Annotated in this window: 18 protein-coding genes; 8 read left to right on the forward strand and 10 right to left on the reverse strand. The window is 30.7% G+C overall.

Annotation, left to right across the window (positions count from 1 at the left end):
- Positions 1-3: 3 nt before the first annotated feature.
- From ACUV9F_RS07325 to ACUV9F_RS07360, 8 genes are all read right to left on the reverse strand, one after another.
- Positions 4-738: a DUF1129 domain-containing protein gene (locus tag ACUV9F_RS07325; RefSeq protein ID WP_446183618.1), complete on the reverse strand. Its 735-nt coding sequence runs from the start codon at positions 736-738 to the stop codon at positions 4-6.
- Between the two features lie 12 nt (positions 739-750).
- Positions 751-1,851: a redox-regulated ATPase YchF gene (gene ychF / locus ACUV9F_RS07330; RefSeq protein ID WP_446183619.1), complete on the reverse strand. Its 1,101-nt coding sequence runs from the start codon at positions 1,849-1,851 to the stop codon at positions 751-753.
- Positions 1,852-1,869: 18 nt separating this feature from the next.
- Positions 1,870-2,088 carry a DUF951 domain-containing protein gene (locus tag ACUV9F_RS07335; protein ID WP_446183620.1) on the reverse strand — a complete coding sequence of 73 codons (219 nt, stop codon included), beginning with the start codon at positions 2,086-2,088 and terminating at the stop codon, positions 1,870-1,872.
- Between the two features lie 11 nt (positions 2,089-2,099).
- Positions 2,100-2,978 (reverse strand): ParB/RepB/Spo0J family partition protein, encoded by an 879-nt coding sequence (locus ACUV9F_RS07340; protein ID WP_446183621.1) that lies wholly within the window; start codon positions 2,976-2,978, stop codon positions 2,100-2,102.
- Positions 2,968-3,732, reverse strand: a complete 765-nt coding sequence (locus ACUV9F_RS07345; RefSeq protein ID WP_446183622.1) for a ParA family protein — start codon at positions 3,730-3,732, stop codon at positions 2,968-2,970. The genes ACUV9F_RS07340 and ACUV9F_RS07345 overlap by 11 nt, the downstream gene beginning before the upstream one ends.
- A 14-nt stretch (positions 3,733-3,746) precedes the next feature.
- Positions 3,747-4,580, reverse strand: coding sequence for a nucleoid occlusion protein (gene noc / locus ACUV9F_RS07350; protein WP_446183623.1), 834 nt, complete (start codon positions 4,578-4,580; stop codon positions 3,747-3,749).
- 9 nt (positions 4,581-4,589) lie between these two features.
- Complete coding sequence (gene rsmG / locus ACUV9F_RS07355; protein ID WP_446183624.1) at positions 4,590-5,312, reverse strand: 16S rRNA (guanine(527)-N(7))-methyltransferase RsmG; 723 nt, start codon at positions 5,310-5,312, stop codon at positions 4,590-4,592.
- 177 nt (positions 5,313-5,489) lie between these two features.
- Positions 5,490-6,800 (reverse strand): C1 family peptidase, encoded by a 1,311-nt coding sequence (locus tag ACUV9F_RS07360; RefSeq protein ID WP_446183625.1) that lies wholly within the window; start codon positions 6,798-6,800, stop codon positions 5,490-5,492.
- A 63-nt stretch (positions 6,801-6,863) separates the two neighbouring features.
- Here ACUV9F_RS07360 and ACUV9F_RS07365 point away from each other — a divergent pair, with 63 nt between their 5' ends.
- Positions 6,864-7,532 (forward strand): type 1 glutamine amidotransferase, encoded by a 669-nt coding sequence (locus tag ACUV9F_RS07365; RefSeq protein WP_446183626.1) that lies wholly within the window; start codon positions 6,864-6,866, stop codon positions 7,530-7,532.
- 15 nt (positions 7,533-7,547) lie between these two features.
- Here ACUV9F_RS07365 and ACUV9F_RS07370 read toward each other — a convergent pair whose 3' ends face one another.
- Entirely contained in the window at positions 7,548-8,141 is a 594-nt protein-coding gene (locus ACUV9F_RS07370; RefSeq protein WP_446184367.1) for an ECF transporter S component, read from the reverse strand.
- A gap of 143 nt (positions 8,142-8,284) precedes the next feature.
- Between ACUV9F_RS07370 and ACUV9F_RS07375 the strand changes: the two genes are divergently transcribed.
- Together ACUV9F_RS07375 and ACUV9F_RS07380 are read left to right on the forward strand one after the other, a co-directional pair.
- Positions 8,285-9,490, forward strand: coding sequence for an MFS transporter (locus ACUV9F_RS07375; RefSeq protein WP_446183627.1), 1,206 nt, complete (start codon positions 8,285-8,287; stop codon positions 9,488-9,490).
- Positions 9,491-9,583: 93 nt separating this feature from the next.
- Positions 9,584-11,350, forward strand: a complete 1,767-nt coding sequence (locus ACUV9F_RS07380) for an ABC transporter ATP-binding protein (protein ID WP_446183628.1) — start codon at positions 9,584-9,586, stop codon at positions 11,348-11,350.
- A 33-nt stretch (positions 11,351-11,383) separates the two neighbouring features.
- Here the strand turns inward: ACUV9F_RS07380 and proC are convergent, their stop codons facing one another.
- Positions 11,384-12,154 carry a pyrroline-5-carboxylate reductase gene (gene proC / locus ACUV9F_RS07385; RefSeq protein ID WP_446183629.1) on the reverse strand — a complete coding sequence of 257 codons (771 nt, stop codon included), beginning with the start codon at positions 12,152-12,154 and terminating at the stop codon, positions 11,384-11,386.
- Positions 12,155-12,293: 139 nt separating this feature from the next.
- On the opposite strand from proC, the gene thiD reads away from it, so the two are divergent.
- From thiD to cydC, 5 genes are all read left to right on the forward strand, one after another.
- Positions 12,294-13,097, forward strand: a complete 804-nt coding sequence (thiD, locus tag ACUV9F_RS07390; RefSeq protein WP_446184368.1) for a bifunctional hydroxymethylpyrimidine kinase/phosphomethylpyrimidine kinase — start codon at positions 12,294-12,296, stop codon at positions 13,095-13,097.
- Positions 13,098-13,255: 158 nt separating this feature from the next.
- The gene (locus tag ACUV9F_RS07395; RefSeq protein ID WP_446183630.1) at positions 13,256-14,692 is read left to right on the forward strand and encodes a cytochrome ubiquinol oxidase subunit I; all 1,437 of its coding nucleotides are present in this window, start codon (positions 13,256-13,258) and stop codon (positions 14,690-14,692) included.
- The gene (gene cydB, locus ACUV9F_RS07400) at positions 14,692-15,699 is read left to right on the forward strand and encodes a cytochrome d ubiquinol oxidase subunit II (RefSeq protein WP_446183631.1); all 1,008 of its coding nucleotides are present in this window, start codon (positions 14,692-14,694) and stop codon (positions 15,697-15,699) included. Before ACUV9F_RS07395 ends, cydB begins: the two co-directional genes overlap by 1 nt.
- 21 nt (positions 15,700-15,720) lie before the next feature.
- Positions 15,721-17,454, forward strand: a complete 1,734-nt coding sequence (gene cydD, locus ACUV9F_RS07405; RefSeq protein WP_446183632.1) for a thiol reductant ABC exporter subunit CydD — start codon at positions 15,721-15,723, stop codon at positions 17,452-17,454.
- The gene (gene cydC / locus ACUV9F_RS07410; protein ID WP_446183633.1) at positions 17,451-19,169 is read left to right on the forward strand and encodes a thiol reductant ABC exporter subunit CydC; all 1,719 of its coding nucleotides are present in this window, start codon (positions 17,451-17,453) and stop codon (positions 19,167-19,169) included. Before cydD ends, cydC begins: the two co-directional genes overlap by 4 nt.
- The last annotated feature ends 57 nt before the right edge of the window (positions 19,170-19,226 follow it).

Here is a 19,226-nt window from a genome sequence, read left to right on the forward strand (position 1 = left end):
CATTTAAAAAAATGTTGATGTTGTTATTTTATTAGTTTTTCTAAAGAAATATCTAATTGTAAACGACACAATTGCTATTATCAAATAAATTGTTGGGTTTAAAACAGGATTAATTGCCACTGGCAAGTTAGTTGTTAACATTAATACAGCAAACATTATTATTAATCCACCTGCCATATAAAGAATTGTTTTTAGTAAGTTAGGTCGTTTGGATTTTTCTTTTTTCATTTGTATATTGAACCAAGAAAGAATTATTCCCCACATCACTGAAATTAATATCAGTGTAATAATTCCAGTTTGATTTTGACCCTTACTGTTTTTACTAAACATCCCCATTATTCCATACATTGCTGCAAATAGTGCTAAAAATAATAATGAAGTATCAACGGCAATTTTCCAAAACGGTTGTTTTATTGGTGCTTTTTTTACATGTAATAAATCATTAGCTTTTTGTGTAGGTGTACCGAACAATTTATTTGCTGGAATACCCTTTATTTGATTTAGATAAATATCTTTTATTAATCCATTTAAAAGTAGATCTGTTTCTTCTTCAGTTTTTCCAGAATCTATTAATTCTTTTTTTAATTTATATAAATATTCTGTATTTTTCTTACTTAGCTTATTGTTTAACTCTTCTTGAGTCATTTCTTCAATGTTATTTTTAACTTCAACATCTTTTTGTTTGGTTTCTTGTTTCTTTATTATTTTTTCATTTTTTTCTCTAGTGCTTTCACTCAACTACTCTTCCTCCTAGACATTAAATCTAAATTCAATAATGTCACCATCTTGAACTTCATATTCTTTACCTTCAGACCTTAACCTTCCAGCTTCTTTTACCGCTTGTTCACTACCATATTTATCTAAATCTTCAAATGACATTGTCTCAGCTCTAATAAATCCTCGTTCAAAATCAGAATGAATTACTCCTGCTACTTGAGGAGCTTTCATACCTTCTTTAAATGTCCAAGCACGTGTTTCTTTTCCGCCGGCTGTAAAAAATGTTCTTAATCCTAATAATTTATAACTTGATTTAATTAGTTTATCTAACCCAGATTCACTGACACCAGCATCTGCCAAAAATTCTGCACGATCTTCATCATCTAATTCTGCAATTTCTTCTTCAGCTCTAGCGGAAACACCAATTACCTCAGCATTTTCTTTTTGTGCATAATCAACTATTTGTTGATAATATTTAGAATTTTTTGGATTTGACATATCATCTTCAGAAATATTAGCAACGTATATAATTGGCTTTGATGTTAATAAAAATAAGCCTTTTACAATCTTTTCTTCCTCTTCATTAAATTCAATTGATCTAACAGCACCTCCAGCTTCCAAAACCGGTTTTATCTTCTTCAATACTTCAAACTCAGCTAAAGCATCTTTGTCTTTTGTTCTTGCTACTTTTTCGACTTTTGAGTATCTTTTATCAACACTTTCAAGATCGGCAAGCCCTAGTTCAAGATTAATAGTTTCAATATCTGAAATAGGATCAACAACGCCAGTCACACTTGTAATATTGTCATCATCAAAGGCTCTAACTACATGAACAATTGCATCTACTTGTCTAATGTTTTCTAAAAATTTATTACCGAGTCCTTCACCTTTACTTGCTCCTTTAACAATTCCAGCAATATCAGTGAATTCAAATGTTGTATGAATTATTTTTTGAGCGGGTATGATTTCATCAATCCTTTTTAGACGTTTATCTGGTACTTCAACCATTCCTACATTAGGCTCAATTGTAGCAAACGGATAATTTGCCATTTCAGCTCCAGCTTTTGTTATGGCATTAAACAATGTGGATTTACCAACATTAGGTAATCCAACAATTCCAGCAGTTAGTGACATTTTAAATCTCCTTAATAATTAAAACTTAACGTAATTTTCTTGAGTATCGTCAGCATCTTTCACTTTTGTTTTGATACCCTTTATTTTTTTTTCGAAATCTTTTCTAGACATCATTACAATATGGCCACAGTTTAAACATTTAATTTTAAAATCAGCACCCATTCTAATAATTTCCCATCTGTTCTCACCACAAGCATGTGGCTTTTTCATTGTTACTATATCGCCTAAGTCGTACATAATACTTCCTCCTAGTCGATATTAATTCCCAAAATATCTAAAATTCTATTTAAATCATCAGTAGATTTAAAATCTATTTGAATTTTTCCATGTCCATCTTTATTTTCAGAAATATCAATAGGTGTATCAAATTTTGTAATTAATTCTTCAACACTAGCTTTAATAAATGGAGATTTTTGTGGAACTCTCTTTAATGGTCTGGGTTTAGAATTATTAGCTTCTGTAACCATTCTTTCAAGTTCTCTAACTGTAATTCCTTTTTGAACAACCATTTTAGCTAAATAATCTATTTTTTCTTTATCTTTTAAACCAAGTAATGTTCTAGCCTGTCCCATTGATAGCTTGCCATTTTTCAAATATTTCTTAGTCATTGTTGGCAAGTTAAGTAGTCTTAAGTAGTTTGCAATATAAGGTCTACTTTTTCCTAATCTTTTAGATACTTCTTCTTGAGTTATCTTTAATTTTTTTATTAACGTATCATATGCTTCAGCTTCTTCAATTGGAGATAGGTCTTCTCTTTGAAGATTTTCAAGAACTGCAATTTCAAGCATCTGACGTTCATCTAAATCTCTAACAATAGCTGGTATTGTTTCTTTTTTTGCTAATTTACTTGCTCTAAAGCGTCTTTCTCCAGCAATTATTTCATATCCATTAACACTTTGTCTGACAATGATTGGTTGAAAAACACCATTTTCTTTAATTGAATTAGAAAGATCTTCTAAAGACTCTTCATTAAAATTTTTTCTTGGTTGATATGGATTAGGACGAATTTTATCAATTCTAAGATCTAGAACATTTTCTTCTGTTGCATCCACATTCTGTCCTTCGAAATCAGAAAAAATTGCATCAATTCCTTTTCCTAATCCCTTTGTATTTTTACTATTTGGCATCAGATAACACTTCCTTTGCTAAATCCATATAAAGCTTTGCACCTGGTGATGTTTTTTCAAAATCTATAATTGGCAAACCGTAACTTGGTGCTTGTGCTAATTTTGTATTACGTGGAATTATTGTTTCATAAACACGATCTCCAAAATAGCTTTGCACTTCTTCTACAACTTGAGCACCTAAGTTAGTTCTACTATCTAACATCGTTAGTAAAACACCTTCTATAGCTAAATCTTTATTAAAATGTTTTTGAACCAATCTAACTGTATTTAATAATTGGCTTAATCCTTCAAGCGCATAGTACTCAGTTTGTACTGGTATAACTATTGAATTGCTTGCTGTAAAAGCATTAATTGATAATTGGCCCAGTGATGGAGGACAATCTAACAATATGAAGTCATAATCTTTTTGAACTTCTTCCAGACCAGATTTTAGCCGCGTTTCTCTTGCTATCATAGAAGTTAGTTCCATCTCAGCTCCAGCTAATTGAATAGTAGCAGGTACAATATCAAGGTTTTTTCTTTGAGTGTGGATTATCGTTTCTTTCAATGGATATTCGTTTACTAGTACATCATAAACATCTTTTTCTACATCAGCTTTTTTTATTCCTAATCCACTTGTCGCATTACCTTGTGGATCAATATCAACAATTAATACACGTTGATCTAACTCAGTCAAACTTGCACCAAGATTAATAGTTGTAGTTGTTTTACCAACACCACCTTTTTGATTGGCAACAGATATTACTTTGGCCATTTTGCTACTCCTTATTATTTTTTAATCTTAATAATTATTTCATATTCTTCTTTATTGTCATGTTCTTCAGTTTTTACATTTATACCGGTATCTTTAATCATAGACACTGACTTTTTAATTGTATTTGCAGCAATTTTTATATTTTTATTAATTGAAACTGCTTTTCTTTCGTTTTGTTTAACGACACCTTTTCCAGATATAATTTTAGTTATTAGATTTTCAGTTTGCTTAACATTCAAACCATCTTGAAGAATTTTTTCGAATACTTCAATTTGCTTATTTTTGTCATCTAAAGCTAACAGAGCTCTTCCATGACGCTGAGATATTTTTTCGTTAGCAATCGCAACAGTAATTTTATTATCCAACTTTAAAAGTCTTAATTTATTGGCTACATACGACTGGCTTTTTCCTAATTGCTCTGAAAGCTCACTTTGAGTTAAATCGTTCACTCTCATTAATTCAAGATAAGCTTCAGCCTCTTCAATGGGGTTTAAATTTTCTCTTTGAAGATTTTCAATAACTCCCATTGAAGCTGTTTCACTATCAGTTAGGTTGTTAACTATTGCATGAATATTTTCCCAACCTAACTTTTTAACAGCTCTATAACGCCTTTCTCCGGCAATTATTTCATATTTATCTTGATCATATTCACGAACAACAATGGGTTGAAGCAGTCCATGTTCATTTATAGTTTTTGATAGCTCTTCTATAGCACTTTCATCAAACTCGGTTCTTGGTTGATATCTATTAGGAATAATGCTATCAACTTTTATTGAAACTATTTCATTTTTATTAGGAATATTATCTTCATCTTTTTTTCCAGTTATTTTATTAAAAAATGATGCCATTTTTATCTCCTATTTAATTGGTTTTTTATTTGGAGTTCCAGCTTTTCTAGGATATTGATTAGGAGTGATTTTTTTCTTCTCAATTTCAATAATCACTCTTTTTCCAGTGTCGTTAGAAAGAATGAATTCTTTAGTGTCTATAATTTTTCCACCTAGAGTTGCAATAGCTTTTTTAGCATCAATAAGTTCTTGAGGTGCACTTTCTGATTTCATTGCTAAAAAAGTACCGTTTATTCTTGTTAGCGGTAAACAAAGCTCTGATAATACATTTAACCTTGCAACTGCTCTGGCAACAACTAAATCAAATTTTTCTCGATACTCAATGTTTTTTCCAGCATCTTCTGCACGCATATGAACAAAATTATAATTTGTAATTCCTAACTTTGTTGCTAATTCATTTAAAAAATTAATTCTTTTTCCAAGGGAATCAATTATCGTGATATCCAGGTTGGGATTTACAATTTTAAGTGGAATAATAGGAAAACCCGCTCCAGACCCAACATCACATATCTTAATACTTTTATCTAAAAGATCCTCATATTCAAATCCTAAGGTAATAGAATCATAAAAATGCTTCAAATAAACTTGCTTTTCGTCAGTTATAGCAGTTAGATTCATTTTTTTATTTTCGGCTATCAAAAAGTCAAAATAAATGGCAAACTGATCCATCTGAGTTTGTGTTAATTCAATATTATTTTCTAAAAGTTTTTCTTTAAATTCATCCGGAAACATTATTCACCCTACCTGTGTTTTATGAAACAAATTTTTGTTTCACATCAGTAATAATAGTATATGAAAAGTTGCATAAATTCAACTTTACTTCTTACTAATTTAATTACAAAAATACTCTGAAAGTCCATTTAAACCTTCAGAGTAAAATATAAAATATTTTTATTTTATAATATTTATTTATGCCATCGCATCCCAACTTGGAAGTACAATTGGTTCTTGATTATATTGTTGAACTTCTTCTTCAGTTAGGTATTTTTTATTTATTACTACCTCATAAACATATTCATCAAACCATTTATCGTCCATTACAAAGTAACCTTTTTTGCCGACTTCTTCTCCCCATGAATTTTCAACTTTCCACTTTGTAGGCTTGTTTTTTTCAAGATCTACTCCAGTTAATACCATTGCATGTGAAACTTGCCCTTCATGTGTATCTAAACGTTGTCCTTTTGTCATTTTAGAATCAATATCAAATAAGGAATCATAATCAAATAACTCTCCCGACAACATTCCCTCTTCTCTTAATGACTGTGCGCCTACATCATTTCCAAACCAGACAGTTTCTCCATTTTTCATTTGTTTTATTGCCAATTCTTTTAACCTTTCGATTGGCTTATTTAAGAATTTTTCATCAGTCATTCCTACAATATTACCCTGAGTGTCAATAGTATATACTTTATTAAATTCTTTACTCTCTTGTGGTGAATTCATAATTGAAATGTATTCATCTAAATCTAGATTAAAATATTTTTCATAAAACTCTTGTGGTGATATATTCTTTTCTTCTATTAATTTTTCATTATCATCACGAATCATTAAATCAAATTTATTAACAGGTTCACCAAATGCATAAGTACACATTCTGTAAACATCATTCATACTTTTATCAATAAACGTATCAATTGATTTTCCTTTTTTGATTAACTCTCTTAATTCAAGTCCCTTTTTTCTTAAGTAATTATTTATTATTGAACTGAACTCTTCAGTGTTTTCGGAATTATATGTTTCTGGCATTACATAATTAGGAACTACTCCATATTTTTTTACAAGATTAGCAGAATATTGCCACTGTCCTCCATCATCATTAGAATATTGAAAGATAACAGAAACTTTTCTATCATCTATTGGTAAATTAGCAGTCTCTACTACATTCTTAAAAAAATAATTAGCTTTTTCTAGTCTGTCATAAAAAGATAAGTAATTTTGAGATAATTCAAAATCCTTCACTTTATAATTTTTCGCAAAATCTGTTCTTAAATTGGTTAAAGTTGAAAACAACCAACAGCGCCCCGACTTTTTTTGATTGCTTACTTTTCCAGTTTTTAAATCTATGGAAAAAGTATCATTCATATGTGCATTATTGAAATTTTGTGCCACTTTATTAATTCCAACATTAGCAACTGCATTTTTTAAAACCTCACTTTTTGCATGTTGTTTCAAATTTTCTTTAAATTCTGATAAACTTTGTTTATTAATTTCTTTATTCATATCTTTTGCTCCATTTTCTACTATAATAATAAGAATATAACAAATTTACATTTGAGGATAGCCATGACAACAGAAAATAAAAATATAAAAATTGCATATTTATACGAAGACTTAATGAACACGTACGGAGATAGCGGAGACATTAAAATACTATCTTATATTTTTAAGGAAAAAGGTTATACAACAACAGTAGACAACATCAGTCTTGATGACGATTTTGATGCTTTTGATTATGATTTTTTGTTTTTTGGCGGTGGACAAGATTTTGAACAATCCGTTGTTGCTCAAGACTTGCAACACCATAAAGAAACCATATCTAAATACATAGAATCAGATCGTCCAATGCTCGGAATCTGCGGAGGGTATCAACTATTAGGGGAATATTACTTAACTAGTGCTGGTAAAAAGATTCAAGGATTAGGAATCTTACCGCTTCATACAATATTCAAAGCAGACAGTAGAATGATTGGTGATACAAAATACGAAACAGAGTGGGGAACTGTTACTGCGTTTGAAAATCATAGTGGAAGAACTTATTTTGATGATAAAGAAGTATTAAAACCATTTGGAAAAATGATTGAAGGATATGGAAATAATCCTGATGAAGGTTTTGAGGGTATGAGATACAAATCTACAATTGGTAGTTACTCTCATGGACCATTGTTACGCAATATGAATATTGCAAATGCTATAGCCAACAAGATATTAGAAAATAAAAAAGTTACTAACTAATTGTTAGTAACTTTTTTAGTCATCTAAAAACTTATTTGTCTTTATTATTGTCATTGAAATTAATGGAACTAATATAATTGCTCCAATCATTTCGGGAATACCATTTGCGCCAACTATTCCCATTAATACTCCATTTAAAGCACCTGATGTCACTTTGTAAGTACTCATCAAGACTCCTGTATACATTAGTCTCATCAAGGTAAGTACCAACACAGTATTTGTAATTGATCCTATTGCAGCGGCAAATCCCATTGACAATACTTTATTAAATCTTGGTTTTAATCCTTTATATACTAATCCTGAGAACCATCCAACTAAAATTCTTGGAATAATTGAAACAATTGGATTAGTAAATACAATAGCTTCTATAGGGCTTGTTGGAGATGTCAAAGCTCTAAATAAAGAAAATATCCCCCAAATCAGTCCTATAATTGCCCCGTCTGTAGGACCTAGAATTACAGCAGCGACAATTACGGTAATATGAACAATTGTTAGATTTACAAATCCAAGTGGCAAATATCCAATCATTGGAACTAATGATTGCAAGATAATAATTGCACTTAAAATCCCCAAAATTGCAACTCTATATGCTTTTGATCTTTTCATAATTATCTCCTCAAAATATATCTGACTAGATATTCTCACTAACCACATTTTAACAAAAAAAAATACAATTCCAAACAAGGGGTATTATTTGAAATAAATTATAAATTCAGTAATATTAATAAAGTGTGTAAAGGAGACACTATTTTATGACCAAACAAAATAAAAATCGTATCGTATTTATATTTATTGGAATTATTGCTTTAACTATGGCTAGTAGATTAGGATCTGTCTTATCTCCATCTATTAGCAAAATTCAACAAGCTTTTCCAAATACTGATCCAACAAAAGTTGAATCTATTGCATCAATAGGTGATATCTCATCAATGCTTTCTGCAATTATTTTTGGTTATCTTCTTCAAAAAATCACTTATAAAATGGCCGCAATTATTGGTTCAATTTTATTAATAATAGGTGGGTTATTTCCAATAATAATTCATCATGATGTAAACCAACTTCTTACATTTGCCTTAATAGTAGGATTTGGTACAGGTGCAATAACAACAGTTATTCCCAGCTTAACCGCTAAAACTTTTTCAGGAAAAAAGCTATCCAAAATGTTTGGTATAAACATCGCTTTAGAAGATGGATTTTCAATGCTATTTATGTTTACCGGAGGACTCCTGGCAGAGATTAGTTGGGTACATAACTACTATGTTTATGGGGCTGCTTTAGTCACTTTAATATTTGCGATACTGTTTATTCCAAATATTAAACCAAACGACCAATCAAATATTGAATCTAGAGACATTCCAGATCAAGAAATTAGTAAAACAGGCTGGATCCTAATCATTTCTTTATTACTTCTTGGTTTCTTCAGTCTAGTTTTAGGAGCTGTTTTAAATACAAAAATTGCTGTCTACCTACACGAATTTAATATTGGTGGACCAAGTACTGCGGGTACTACACTACTATTTTTAAGGGCAGCTTCTATTGTCGTAGGTCTGTCAATAAATACACTTACTCATATTTTTAAACGCTATCTTCTAGCAATTGGACAACTTGCTTTTGTTTTAGGGGCAATTATTTTTATTTGCTTCCATAGTTTCATTGCTTCTGTAATAGGAGCATTTATTATGGGATCTGGTACATCAATTACACTTTCTACAATTCCTTTTATTCTTTCAAATTTATCTTCAAAAAAGAAATATCCGATTATTATTGGTAGCTTCTCTGCTATTACAAGTTTAGGGTTTGCTGCGTCTACTTGGTTTTTTAAAGCCACTGTTTCTATTTTTTCTAGCAACCTAATAATAGGTACATTTTATGGAGTAGTAATTATAGGAATTGTAATTGCTGCATTACTAACAGTTACCCAATTTCAAAAAAAATGTGAAGAAAATTATATCAAATAAAGCCTAGATTAATATCTAAGCTTTTTTATTATCATTATAATTAATTAAGAAGTAGAATGATGTGATAAAAAATTTATTATAGGAGGTTATCTTATGGATAAAAACAGTCAAGAAAACTCCATGCTAGACATGTTTACCTTTGTCTTTAGAACCGTTTTAAAGAGACGTTGGTTATTGATTAGTAATATTTTGTTACTGATTATAATCACTTTCTTAAAGTTTGTAATGCCCCAATTCACGCAGTTTATTATTGATAAAGTTATTCCAAAATCAGATTACCGATTACTACTACTATCAATAATTACATTACTTATTACAGCTGCTATTTTAGGCATATTTAATTATCTTTCGACCTATTATATTGGAGTTATGAGTCAAAATTCTATAACCAAATTACGAGAAAATCTCTATAAAGATATATTACGAATGGATACTAACTTTTTTAAGTCCAGTAAGACTGGTGACCTAATGGAACGCTTAAATGGTGATATTAATAACTTACAGAGTTTAATCTCACCAAATATGCTAGCTATGATAGGTAACATATTCACATTTATAGGCGTTTTAAGTTTTTTATTCATAGAAAACTGGATAATTGCTCTTGCAGTATCACTCACTTTACCATTCATGTTTTTGATTTATAGAGTATTTAGAAATCGTATTCGTTCTGCATTTATGAAAGTTAGAGCATCACAAGCTAAGATGTCTAATCAAATGCAAAATACTCTTACTCAAATTCAACTAATAAAAAGCTATTCCAGCGAAGACTTTGAAGAAGAAAGATTTAACAAGTTTGCTCATGACAATAGGGAAAATAATATAAATGCAATTCAAAATCAGGCTATATTTTCTCCACTTGTTGATTTTATAAATTATCTTGGAACTGCAATTGTATTATTGTTAGGAACCTATTTTGTAATACATAGACAACTTACAATTGGACAATTAGTAGCTTATATTAGCTATGTTTCAATGTTACAAACACCAATTCGTGCAATGACAGCTCTATTAAACCAACTCCAACAATCTTTAGTTTCATATGGTAGAATTACTGAAATTCTAAAAACTGAACCTGAAATTGTTGATAGTCCGGAAGCTGTTGATTTTCCAAAACTTTCAAATGGAATATTTTTAAACAAAGTTTATTTCAAATATCCAAATAAAGAATCTTCCGGTAAGAATCCATCTGTTTTGAAAGATATTACTTTTAATATCCCATTTGGAAAAGTAACTGCATTAGTAGGACATTCTGGTGCTGGAAAGACTACAATAACCCAATTACTTGATAGATTATTTGATATAAATAGTGGGAAAATTTTATATGACGATACTCCAATAAGCAAAATTAAAATTAACTCTTTAAGAAAAAATATTTCCATTGTTGCTCAAGACATTTTGATTACCGATGGTACTTTAGAAGAAAATATTCGCTACGGAAATCAAGATGCTAGTGATGAAGAAGTTTGGCAAGCTGCAAAAATTGCTGATATTGATAAGTTTATATCCGATCTTCCAGATGGCATTAAAACACAAGTTGGAGAACGAGGAATGAGATTATCCGGTGGACAAAAGCAACGTATTTCAATTGCTAGAGCAGTCTTAAAAAATGCTCCAGTTATTATACTTGATGAAGCAACTGCAGCACTTGATAATGAGTCAGAAAAAAATATTCAACATGCTTTAGATAATTTATTAAAAAATAAAACATCCCTTGTAATCGCACACAGACTATCTACCGTTCATAGCGCTGATAAAATTGTGGTAATGGATAATGGTAAAGTTGTTGAAACAGGAACTCACAACGAACTTTTAGAAAAGAACGGTCAATATGCACAACTATATAACGCCCAATTCAAATAAAAAAGCTGACTATTAGTTATTTAGTCAGCTTTTTTACCCATTATTTGCAGCGTTTATTGCCTTAATAAGTGCATTTCTAAATCCATTTTCTTCTAATGCTGCTACTCCTCTAATTGTACTTCCTCCAGGACTCGTAACTTGATCTTTCAACTGTGCAACATGTCCTTTGCTTTGCTGTGCAAGTTTAGAAGAACCAATTAGCATTTGAATAACTGCTTCATAAGATAGTTTTCTTGGTAGTCCATTTAAGACGCCCGCATCGCTTAATGCTTCTATTAAAATATCAATAAATGCTGGGCTACATCCTGCAACAGTTCCAAATATTCCTAACTGTTCTTCGGGAACTTCAATCAGTTTACCCATTCTTTCAAAAACATCTTTTACTAATTCTTTTTGGCCTTCATTAAATTCTTTGGCGTAAGATATTCCAGTTACTCCTTCGCCAATACTTACTGGAGTGTTAGGAATCGCAAAAGCCGTTGCATGATTAGGAAGGTAACTTTGCATAAATTCAATCGTTGATCCACCTGAAACGGACACTATAACTTGGTTTTTAACAAATTCTTTCAACTCATTAAAAACATCTTTTAATGCAAGAGAACCAACGGCTATAACAATTATATCGGTATCTCTTAAATCGATTATGTTGCTAACGATTTTGAAATTCAGTTCTTTTTGGAGCTCTTTTGTTCTATTAGAGCGCCCACCTTTAACTAATATATCATCTGGATTAATTCCTGAATGGATCAACCCTTTTATCATCGCGCTACCAATGCTTCCAGCACCTATAAACCCAATTTTCATAATTTTCTCCTTGAAAACTTTTTGTCATTATTAAAATCATAAACCATTTTAGTTTATTTATGAATTAATAAGAACTATGCTAACAACAAATGTTATTATTTAATTAATATATAATAAAAAAATACAAAGAGAGGTAACTATCATGATTTCATATCCACAAGTCTTAACAATTGCAGGATCAGATAGTGATGGAAGTGCAGGTGCTCAGGCTGATTTAAAAACTTTTATGGCTCGTAATACTTATGGAATGTCCATATTGACTGCTGCTGTAGCAGGTAATTCCTATCAAATATCAGCAAGTCACATTATGCCTGTTGATTTTATTGAAGCCCAATTCAAAGCTCTGGCTGAAGATTTTAATATTTCAGCCTTTAAAACTGGTATGCTAGCAGATACACCAACAATAAAAACAGTTGTCGATAATATAAAAAAATATGACTTTGGTTTCTTTGTTCTTGACCCTGTCATTATTACAAAACATGGTGATATGTTACTTGAAGAATCAGCCTACAAAACTTTGATAAATGAACTTCTTCCACTAGCTGACATAATCACACCAAACTTTTATGAAGCTCAAAAATTAGCCGATATGCAAATATTAAATGACGACGATATGATTGTTGCCGCTAAGAAATTACAGAAGATGGGTGTAAAAAATGTTCTACTAAAAGGAAAGCACAATGACGATAATCAGTCTGAAGTTAAGGACTTATTATTACTAGAAAATGGTGAAACCCTTTGGCTATCTGAAGAATATATAAAGACAAATCGTGTAAATGGAACAGGCGATACATTAGCCGCTTGTATAGTTTCAGAAATTTCTAAAGGAAACAGTCTTTCTGATAGTGTAAAAACAGCAAAATTATTTACCCATGCTGCTATAAAAAATGAAATGGATATCGGACATAAATTTGGTCCAATTAATCATTTTGTTAAAATTTAAAAGACGATATTTTAAAATCGTCTTTTTTTGTACACGTTTTCACCGCTTTTGTGGTCAATCTTTTATCTTTATAAAAAAATTAATGTTAACCTCTTGATAATATATACGTGCACACTTAATATTACTTATGAAAGCACTTATATAAGGAGGATATAGAAATGTTAGGTCTTGGGCTTAGCATCGTCAATTTAGCACGCTTTCAGTTTGCTATGACAACAATTTTCCACTTTTTCTTTGTACCATTTTCTATTGGTATGGGATTCATTGTTGCAATAATGGAAACTTTATATGTGAGAAAAAAAGACGATGTTTATAAAAAGATGGCACAATTTTGGGGAAAAATATTTCTACTTAGTTTTGCTGTAGGTATTGTTACTGGTCTTATTCAAGAATTCCAATTCGGTATGAATTGGTCAAATTATTCTAGATTTATGGGAGATATTTTTGGAGCTCCTTTAGCAATTGAAGCTTTATTAGCTTTTTTCATGGAATCAGTTTTTATTGGTTTATGGATGTTCACTTGGGATCGTGTTAAACCAGGTACTCATTTATCATTTATTTGGCTAACAAGTATTGGTACGATGTTATCAGCCATTTGGATTTTAGCTGCGAACAGTTTTATGCAACATCCAACAGGTTATGAAATTAACACTGTGACACATCGTGTTAAGTTACTTGATTTTGGTGCTGTTGTAAAAAATCCACAACTATGGAATGTATTCCCACATTTAATTATTGCAGCTTTTGCTACTGCAGCTTTTGTAATTGTGGGTATGAGTGCATGGGGTCTTTTAAAGAAACAAGAAATTCCTTTCTACAAAAGATCAATGCGCGTTGGTTTATGGGTAGCATTTATAGCTTCTCTTACAACTTTAATAACTGGTGATCTTCAAATGCAACAAGTTATTAAAGATCAACCAATGAAGTTTGCTGCAACTGAAGGTATCTACAAAGATACAAAAGATCCTGCCCCTTGGGCAATTGTTGAATCTATTGATGCAAAGCATCATAAAGCATCTAATCAAATCGAAGTTCCTTATGTATTAAGTATACTTACATATCACAAACCATCAGGTTCTGTAAAAGGTATGAATACAATTAATAAGGAAATGCATGAAAAATTTGATAATAAATTTAGTAAGAAAATAAAAGATTACTATGTTCCACCAAAGACACTATTTTATAGTTTCAGATTGATGGCTGGAATCGGCGGATTATTTGTTTTAATTTCTGCACTTGGTTTATTCTTTAATCGTAAAAAAACCGACAATGTTGAAACAAAAAGATGGTGGTTATATATCCTTGGAGTATTCATTTGGGTTCCTTTCTTAGGCAATACTGCCGGATGGTTAGTAACCGAACTAGGAAGATATCCTTGGATTGTTTATGGATTGTACACAATTGCTGATGCTGTTTCACCAACATCAACTGTTGGTCAACTTCTATTTAGTAATATTTTATACTTCGCATTATTTACTTTACTTGGTGGTGTTATGATTTGGTATTCAAAGAAGACTTTAAATCATGGACCAAGTTTTGACGGTAATTCAGAAGTATTAAATGTCGATCCTCTAAATAAGGAGGCGTTTGAATAATGACTTCATTACAATTATTATGGTTCGTTTTAATTTGTGTATTATTTGTTGGTTTCTTCTTCCTAGAAGGATTTGACTATGGGGTTGGAATGGCAACTAGACTAATCGCCAAGAATCAAGATGAACGTTTAGCTTTAATGTCTTCTATCGGCCCTCACTGGGACGGTAATGAAACTTGGTTGGTAACTGCTGGAGGTGCAATGTTTGCTTCACTTCCAATGTGGTATGCTTCATTATTTTCTGGATATTACATTTTATTACTTTTAGTTTTAACTTCTTTAATTATTCGTGGTGTTTCTTTTGAATTCACTGCACATGCTGAAACTAAAGCAGGCAAGAATTTCTGGCTTTGGATGTTATTCATCGGAAGTACAGCTGCACCATTTTTATTATGTATGATGTTTTTAAGTCTTGTACAAGGGATAACAATGGATGCTTCTGGAAATGCCTTTCCAACTTTTGGACAAATTGTAAATCTATTATCTATCGTTGGTGGTGTAGCCGGAACACTAATGTCTTTAATCCACGGACTTAATTTTATAAGAATGAAAACTACTGGTGCATTGCGTCAAAGAGCACTAGACTTGAATAAAATTTTATATCCAATTTTATTTATTGGTGAAGTTGTCTTTGCTGTATTAGTTTACTTACAAACAGATTTCTTTACTAGACGTTTTACTTCTTCATTAATAATTACATTGTTAATAGTAATCATGTCTTTAATAGGTTACTTTGGTGTATTAAAAGACAAAGAAGGCCTATCTCTTGTAGGCAGTGGCTTATCATTAGCATTTGTCGTAGTTTTGTTATTCAACGGACTATTCCCTCGTGTTATGATTGCTACAAACCCCGCACATAGTATCTTAATTAAAGATGCTGCTGCTTCACCTTACACTTTGACTATAATGACAATTGTGGCTTGCGTTCTTTTACCTATAATGCTTGCCTACTTCATTTGGGCATATGTTGTATTTAGTCATCGTGTTAGCTCAAAAAATAAAAAATAATAATAAAGGCTGTGAACATAAATGATTGATAAACGATTACTACGTTTACCAGGAATTAGGCAGCTATTTACAATGCTTGCAGGACTTACCGTTTTGCAAGCATTTGCTATTTTATTACAAGCAACTTTTTTATCTCAAGCTCTTGTAAATTCCTGGGAACAAAAACAATTAAAAACGATATTTTTACCTACTTTCTTATTCTTTACTTCGTTTTTAATTAGACACTTAATCAATTTGATTAAACATAAATATACGAAAAAAATTGCACAAAAATCAGCCAATAATCTAAGATCATCCTTACTTGAAAAAATATATACAACTGGACCTAAAATGATTGGTACAACTGGTACAGGTAACTTGGTTACAAATGCATTGGACGGCATGGATCAGGCAGAAAACTATATTAATTTAATCTCAGAAAAAATGATTAATATGTCTGTAATTCCACCAATCTTATTAATATATATTTATTTTCAAGATATAAAATCTGGTATCACATTAACAATACTAGTTCCATTAATAATACTATTCATGATTATTCTCGGTTATGCTGCGCAAGATAAAGCTAATAAGCAATACGATCAATACAAGATCTTATCAAATCATTATCTAGACTCTTTACGTGGTCTTCCTACTTTAAAAATGCTCGGACTTAGTAAAAAATATACCAATAATATTTATAAAGTTAGTGAAGAATATCGAAAGAGTACAATGAGCACTTTGAAAGTTGCTATATTATCAACGTTTGCATTGGATTGGATTACAACACTATCAATTGCCATTTTAGCCATTTTTTTAGGCCTTGGATTAATAAATGGAAATATTTCATTATATCCAGCTCTTGTAGCTTTAATTTTAGCTCCTGAATACTTCTTACCTCTAAGGGACTTTTCTAACGACTATCACGCAACCCTTGATGGTAAAAATGCAATGAGTAACCTTTTAAGTATTCTATCTATAAAAGACAGTCAAAGTAGTGACCTACTCTCCAGTATTTCCTGGGAAATAAATAGTACATTAAAAGTACAGAACTTAAATTTTACATATTCAAAAGCAAATTCAGATTCTGATATAAAAAATGCTAGTTTTGAGTTTAAAGGATACCAAAAAATAGGAATTATTGGCGCTTCTGGTTCTGGTAAAACAACATTAATTAATCTTTTAGGAGGTTTTTTAAACCCAGATACTCCTCAAAAAATAGAGATAAATCAACAAAAAATACCAAATTTTGCACAGAAAAATTGGCAAAGAATGTTTTCTTATATACCGCAAAATCCTTATATGTTTTCTGGAACTATAAGAGATAATATAATATTTTATAAACCATCAGCAACGGATCAAGAAATTAATGAGGCTGTTGAGACCGCTGGACTAACAGATTTTATTAATTCTTTAAGTAAAGGATTAAATACAGTAGTTGGTGAAGGTGGTCGTGGTATATCTGGTGGTCAAGCTCAAAGAATTATGATTGCTAGGGCAGTTTTAGATAAATCAAGAAAAATTATCCTTCTTGATGAACCTACAGCCCATTTAGATATTGAAACTGAATATAATTTAAAGAAAAATTTTGAAAAAGCATTTGATAATCATCTAGTTATTTTAGCGACACATCGCTTACACTGGATTAACGAAATGGACTATGTACTTGTTATAAAAGATGGTTCAATAGTTCAGCAGGGAACTCCAAGTAGTCTGCAAAATTCAAAAGGATACTTTGTAGATTTAGTAAGCAGTATGAGAGGTGATACTATATGAAAAATGATACGTGGGTAAAACCTTATTTCACCAAATACAAATCTTTACTTCTAGTAATTTTCTTTCTTGGTACAATGACCGTTTTTTGTGGTGGTGCTTTAATGTTCACTTCAGGATATACCATTGATAAATCAGCCACACATCCCTACAATATTTTATTAATCTATGTCCCTGTTTTATTAACTCGCGCATTTGGTATTGGTAGACCTGTATTTAGATATTTAGAACGTCTAAGAAGCCATAACTGGGTTTTAAAAATCACTTCTGATTTACGTACAAAGCTCTATTCAACTTTAGAAAATGATGCCAGTTATTTTAATGAAACACATAAAACCGGTGAAATATTAGGAATACTAGCCGATGATATTGATCATATTCAAAATCTATTTTTGAGAACTATTTTTCCAACAATAATCGGTTATATAGTTGTTATATTAATAAGTATCGGATTAGGTTGGTTCAATTTATGGTTTGGCTTTTTAATATTACTTCTTTTACTAATTGAAACCGTCTTAGTTCCTTTAATTTCAGTTTCTGTTCAAGAAGTAAGGAAATTTAAGCAAAAACAAATAAAGTCAAAATTATATACTGAACTTACAGATAATGTTCTTGGCGCTAATGATTGGATAATTTCAGGTAGAAAAGAAGACTTTAAATACCTAACATCAAATAGTATTAAGGAGTTAAATCAATCCAAAAATAAAACTTCTAATTTTTCTGAAAATCGAGATTTATTTTTGCAAATAATTTTTGGTTTAATGGTTGTTTCTTTATTAATATTTACAAATCTTACATTTACAAATAATCAAGAAGCAGCAAACTGGGTGTCAGCTTTTGCTTTAGGTCTTTTACCGCTTTCAGACTCTTTAATTCCAGTTAGTCAAGGTTTTGACGAGTGGCCAGAGTACAAAAACTCAATAACTAGACTTAACTCTATTAAATTAGTTAATAAAGAAAAAAATATACAAAATAAAATTGATCTAAATAATTTATCAATAAAAATAAATGATATTTCTTTTAAATATTCAAATGAATCTAGTGAGTTAATATCTTCATTCTCACAAGAAATTCCTGCAGGTAGTAACTTAGCAATAATTGGACCTAGTGGTTCTGGTAAGACCACTATCTTACAACTATTAATGGGGGATTTAAGACCAATCAAAGGATCGATTACTATTAATGATATTGATGTATTAAGTCTTCAAACTCAGAGAAGTGAAATTTTTTCAGTTCTTAATCAAAATCCATTTTTATTTAATACATCGGTTATGAATAATATACGATTAGGAAACCAACAAGCAAGTGATACTCAAGTCGTTGATGCTTTAAAAAAAGTCGGAATGCTTAATACTATTGAAAAACTTCCCGACAAATTAAATACACTAGTAGAAGAATCAGGTCAGAGATTTTCCGGTGGAGAAAAACAACGTTTAGCGTTAGCAAGGATTATTCTTCAAGATACTCCAATAGTCATTTTAGATGAACCTACAGTTGGACTAGATCCAATAACTGAAAATAATCTCTTAGAAACATTATTTGATGTTTTAAAGGACAAAACTGTTATATGGGTAACTCATCATCTACATAACATTAATTACGCTAATACTGTAGTTTTTTTAGCTAATTCACACATAGAAATGCAAGGAAGTCCCAAATATCTATTTAAAACTAATAAACACTTTCAAGATTTATATAAAATGGATCAAGGCTTATAAACAATGACATAAGCCGTTTAGCAATTGAACATTAAGGAAAAATATCCCATAATCACG

It is taken from the genome of Daquilactobacillus linshuiensis (assembly GCF_052828685.1).

Excerpts from the sequence above, each read along its gene's own strand:
- rsmG (WP_446183624.1), bottom strand. The coding sequence starts at position 5,312 with ATGTTTCCGGATGAATTTAAAGAAAAACTTTTAGAAAATAATATTGAA.
- ACUV9F_RS07345 (WP_446183622.1), bottom strand. The coding sequence starts at position 3,732 with ATGGCCAAAGTAATATCTGTTGCCAATCAAAAAGGTGGTGTTGGTAAA.
- ACUV9F_RS07335 (WP_446183620.1), bottom strand. The coding sequence starts at position 2,088 with ATGTACGACTTAGGCGATATAGTAACAATGAAAAAGCCACATGCTTGT.
- ACUV9F_RS07340 (WP_446183621.1), bottom strand. The coding sequence starts at position 2,978 with ATGCCAAATAGTAAAAATACAAAGGGATTAGGAAAAGGAATTGATGCA.
- ychF (WP_446183619.1), bottom strand. The coding sequence starts at position 1,851 with ATGTCACTAACTGCTGGAATTGTTGGATTACCTAATGTTGGTAAATCC.
- proC (WP_446183629.1), bottom strand. The coding sequence starts at position 12,154 with ATGAAAATTGGGTTTATAGGTGCTGGAAGCATTGGTAGCGCGATGATA.
- cydC (WP_446183633.1), top strand. The coding sequence starts at position 17,451 with ATGAAAAATGATACGTGGGTAAAACCTTATTTCACCAAATACAAATCT.
- ACUV9F_RS07380 (WP_446183628.1), top strand. The coding sequence starts at position 9,584 with ATGGATAAAAACAGTCAAGAAAACTCCATGCTAGACATGTTTACCTTT.
- noc (WP_446183623.1), bottom strand. The coding sequence starts at position 4,580 with ATGGCATCATTTTTTAATAAAATAACTGGAAAAAAAGATGAAGATAAT.
- ACUV9F_RS07395 (WP_446183630.1), top strand. The coding sequence starts at position 13,256 with ATGTTAGGTCTTGGGCTTAGCATCGTCAATTTAGCACGCTTTCAGTTT.
- ACUV9F_RS07375 (WP_446183627.1), top strand. The coding sequence starts at position 8,285 with ATGACCAAACAAAATAAAAATCGTATCGTATTTATATTTATTGGAATT.
- cydD (WP_446183632.1), top strand. The coding sequence starts at position 15,721 with ATGATTGATAAACGATTACTACGTTTACCAGGAATTAGGCAGCTATTT.
- ACUV9F_RS07360 (WP_446183625.1), bottom strand. The coding sequence starts at position 6,800 with ATGAATAAAGAAATTAATAAACAAAGTTTATCAGAATTTAAAGAAAAT.
- cydB (WP_446183631.1), top strand. The coding sequence starts at position 14,692 with ATGACTTCATTACAATTATTATGGTTCGTTTTAATTTGTGTATTATTT.
- ACUV9F_RS07365 (WP_446183626.1), top strand. The coding sequence starts at position 6,864 with ATGACAACAGAAAATAAAAATATAAAAATTGCATATTTATACGAAGAC.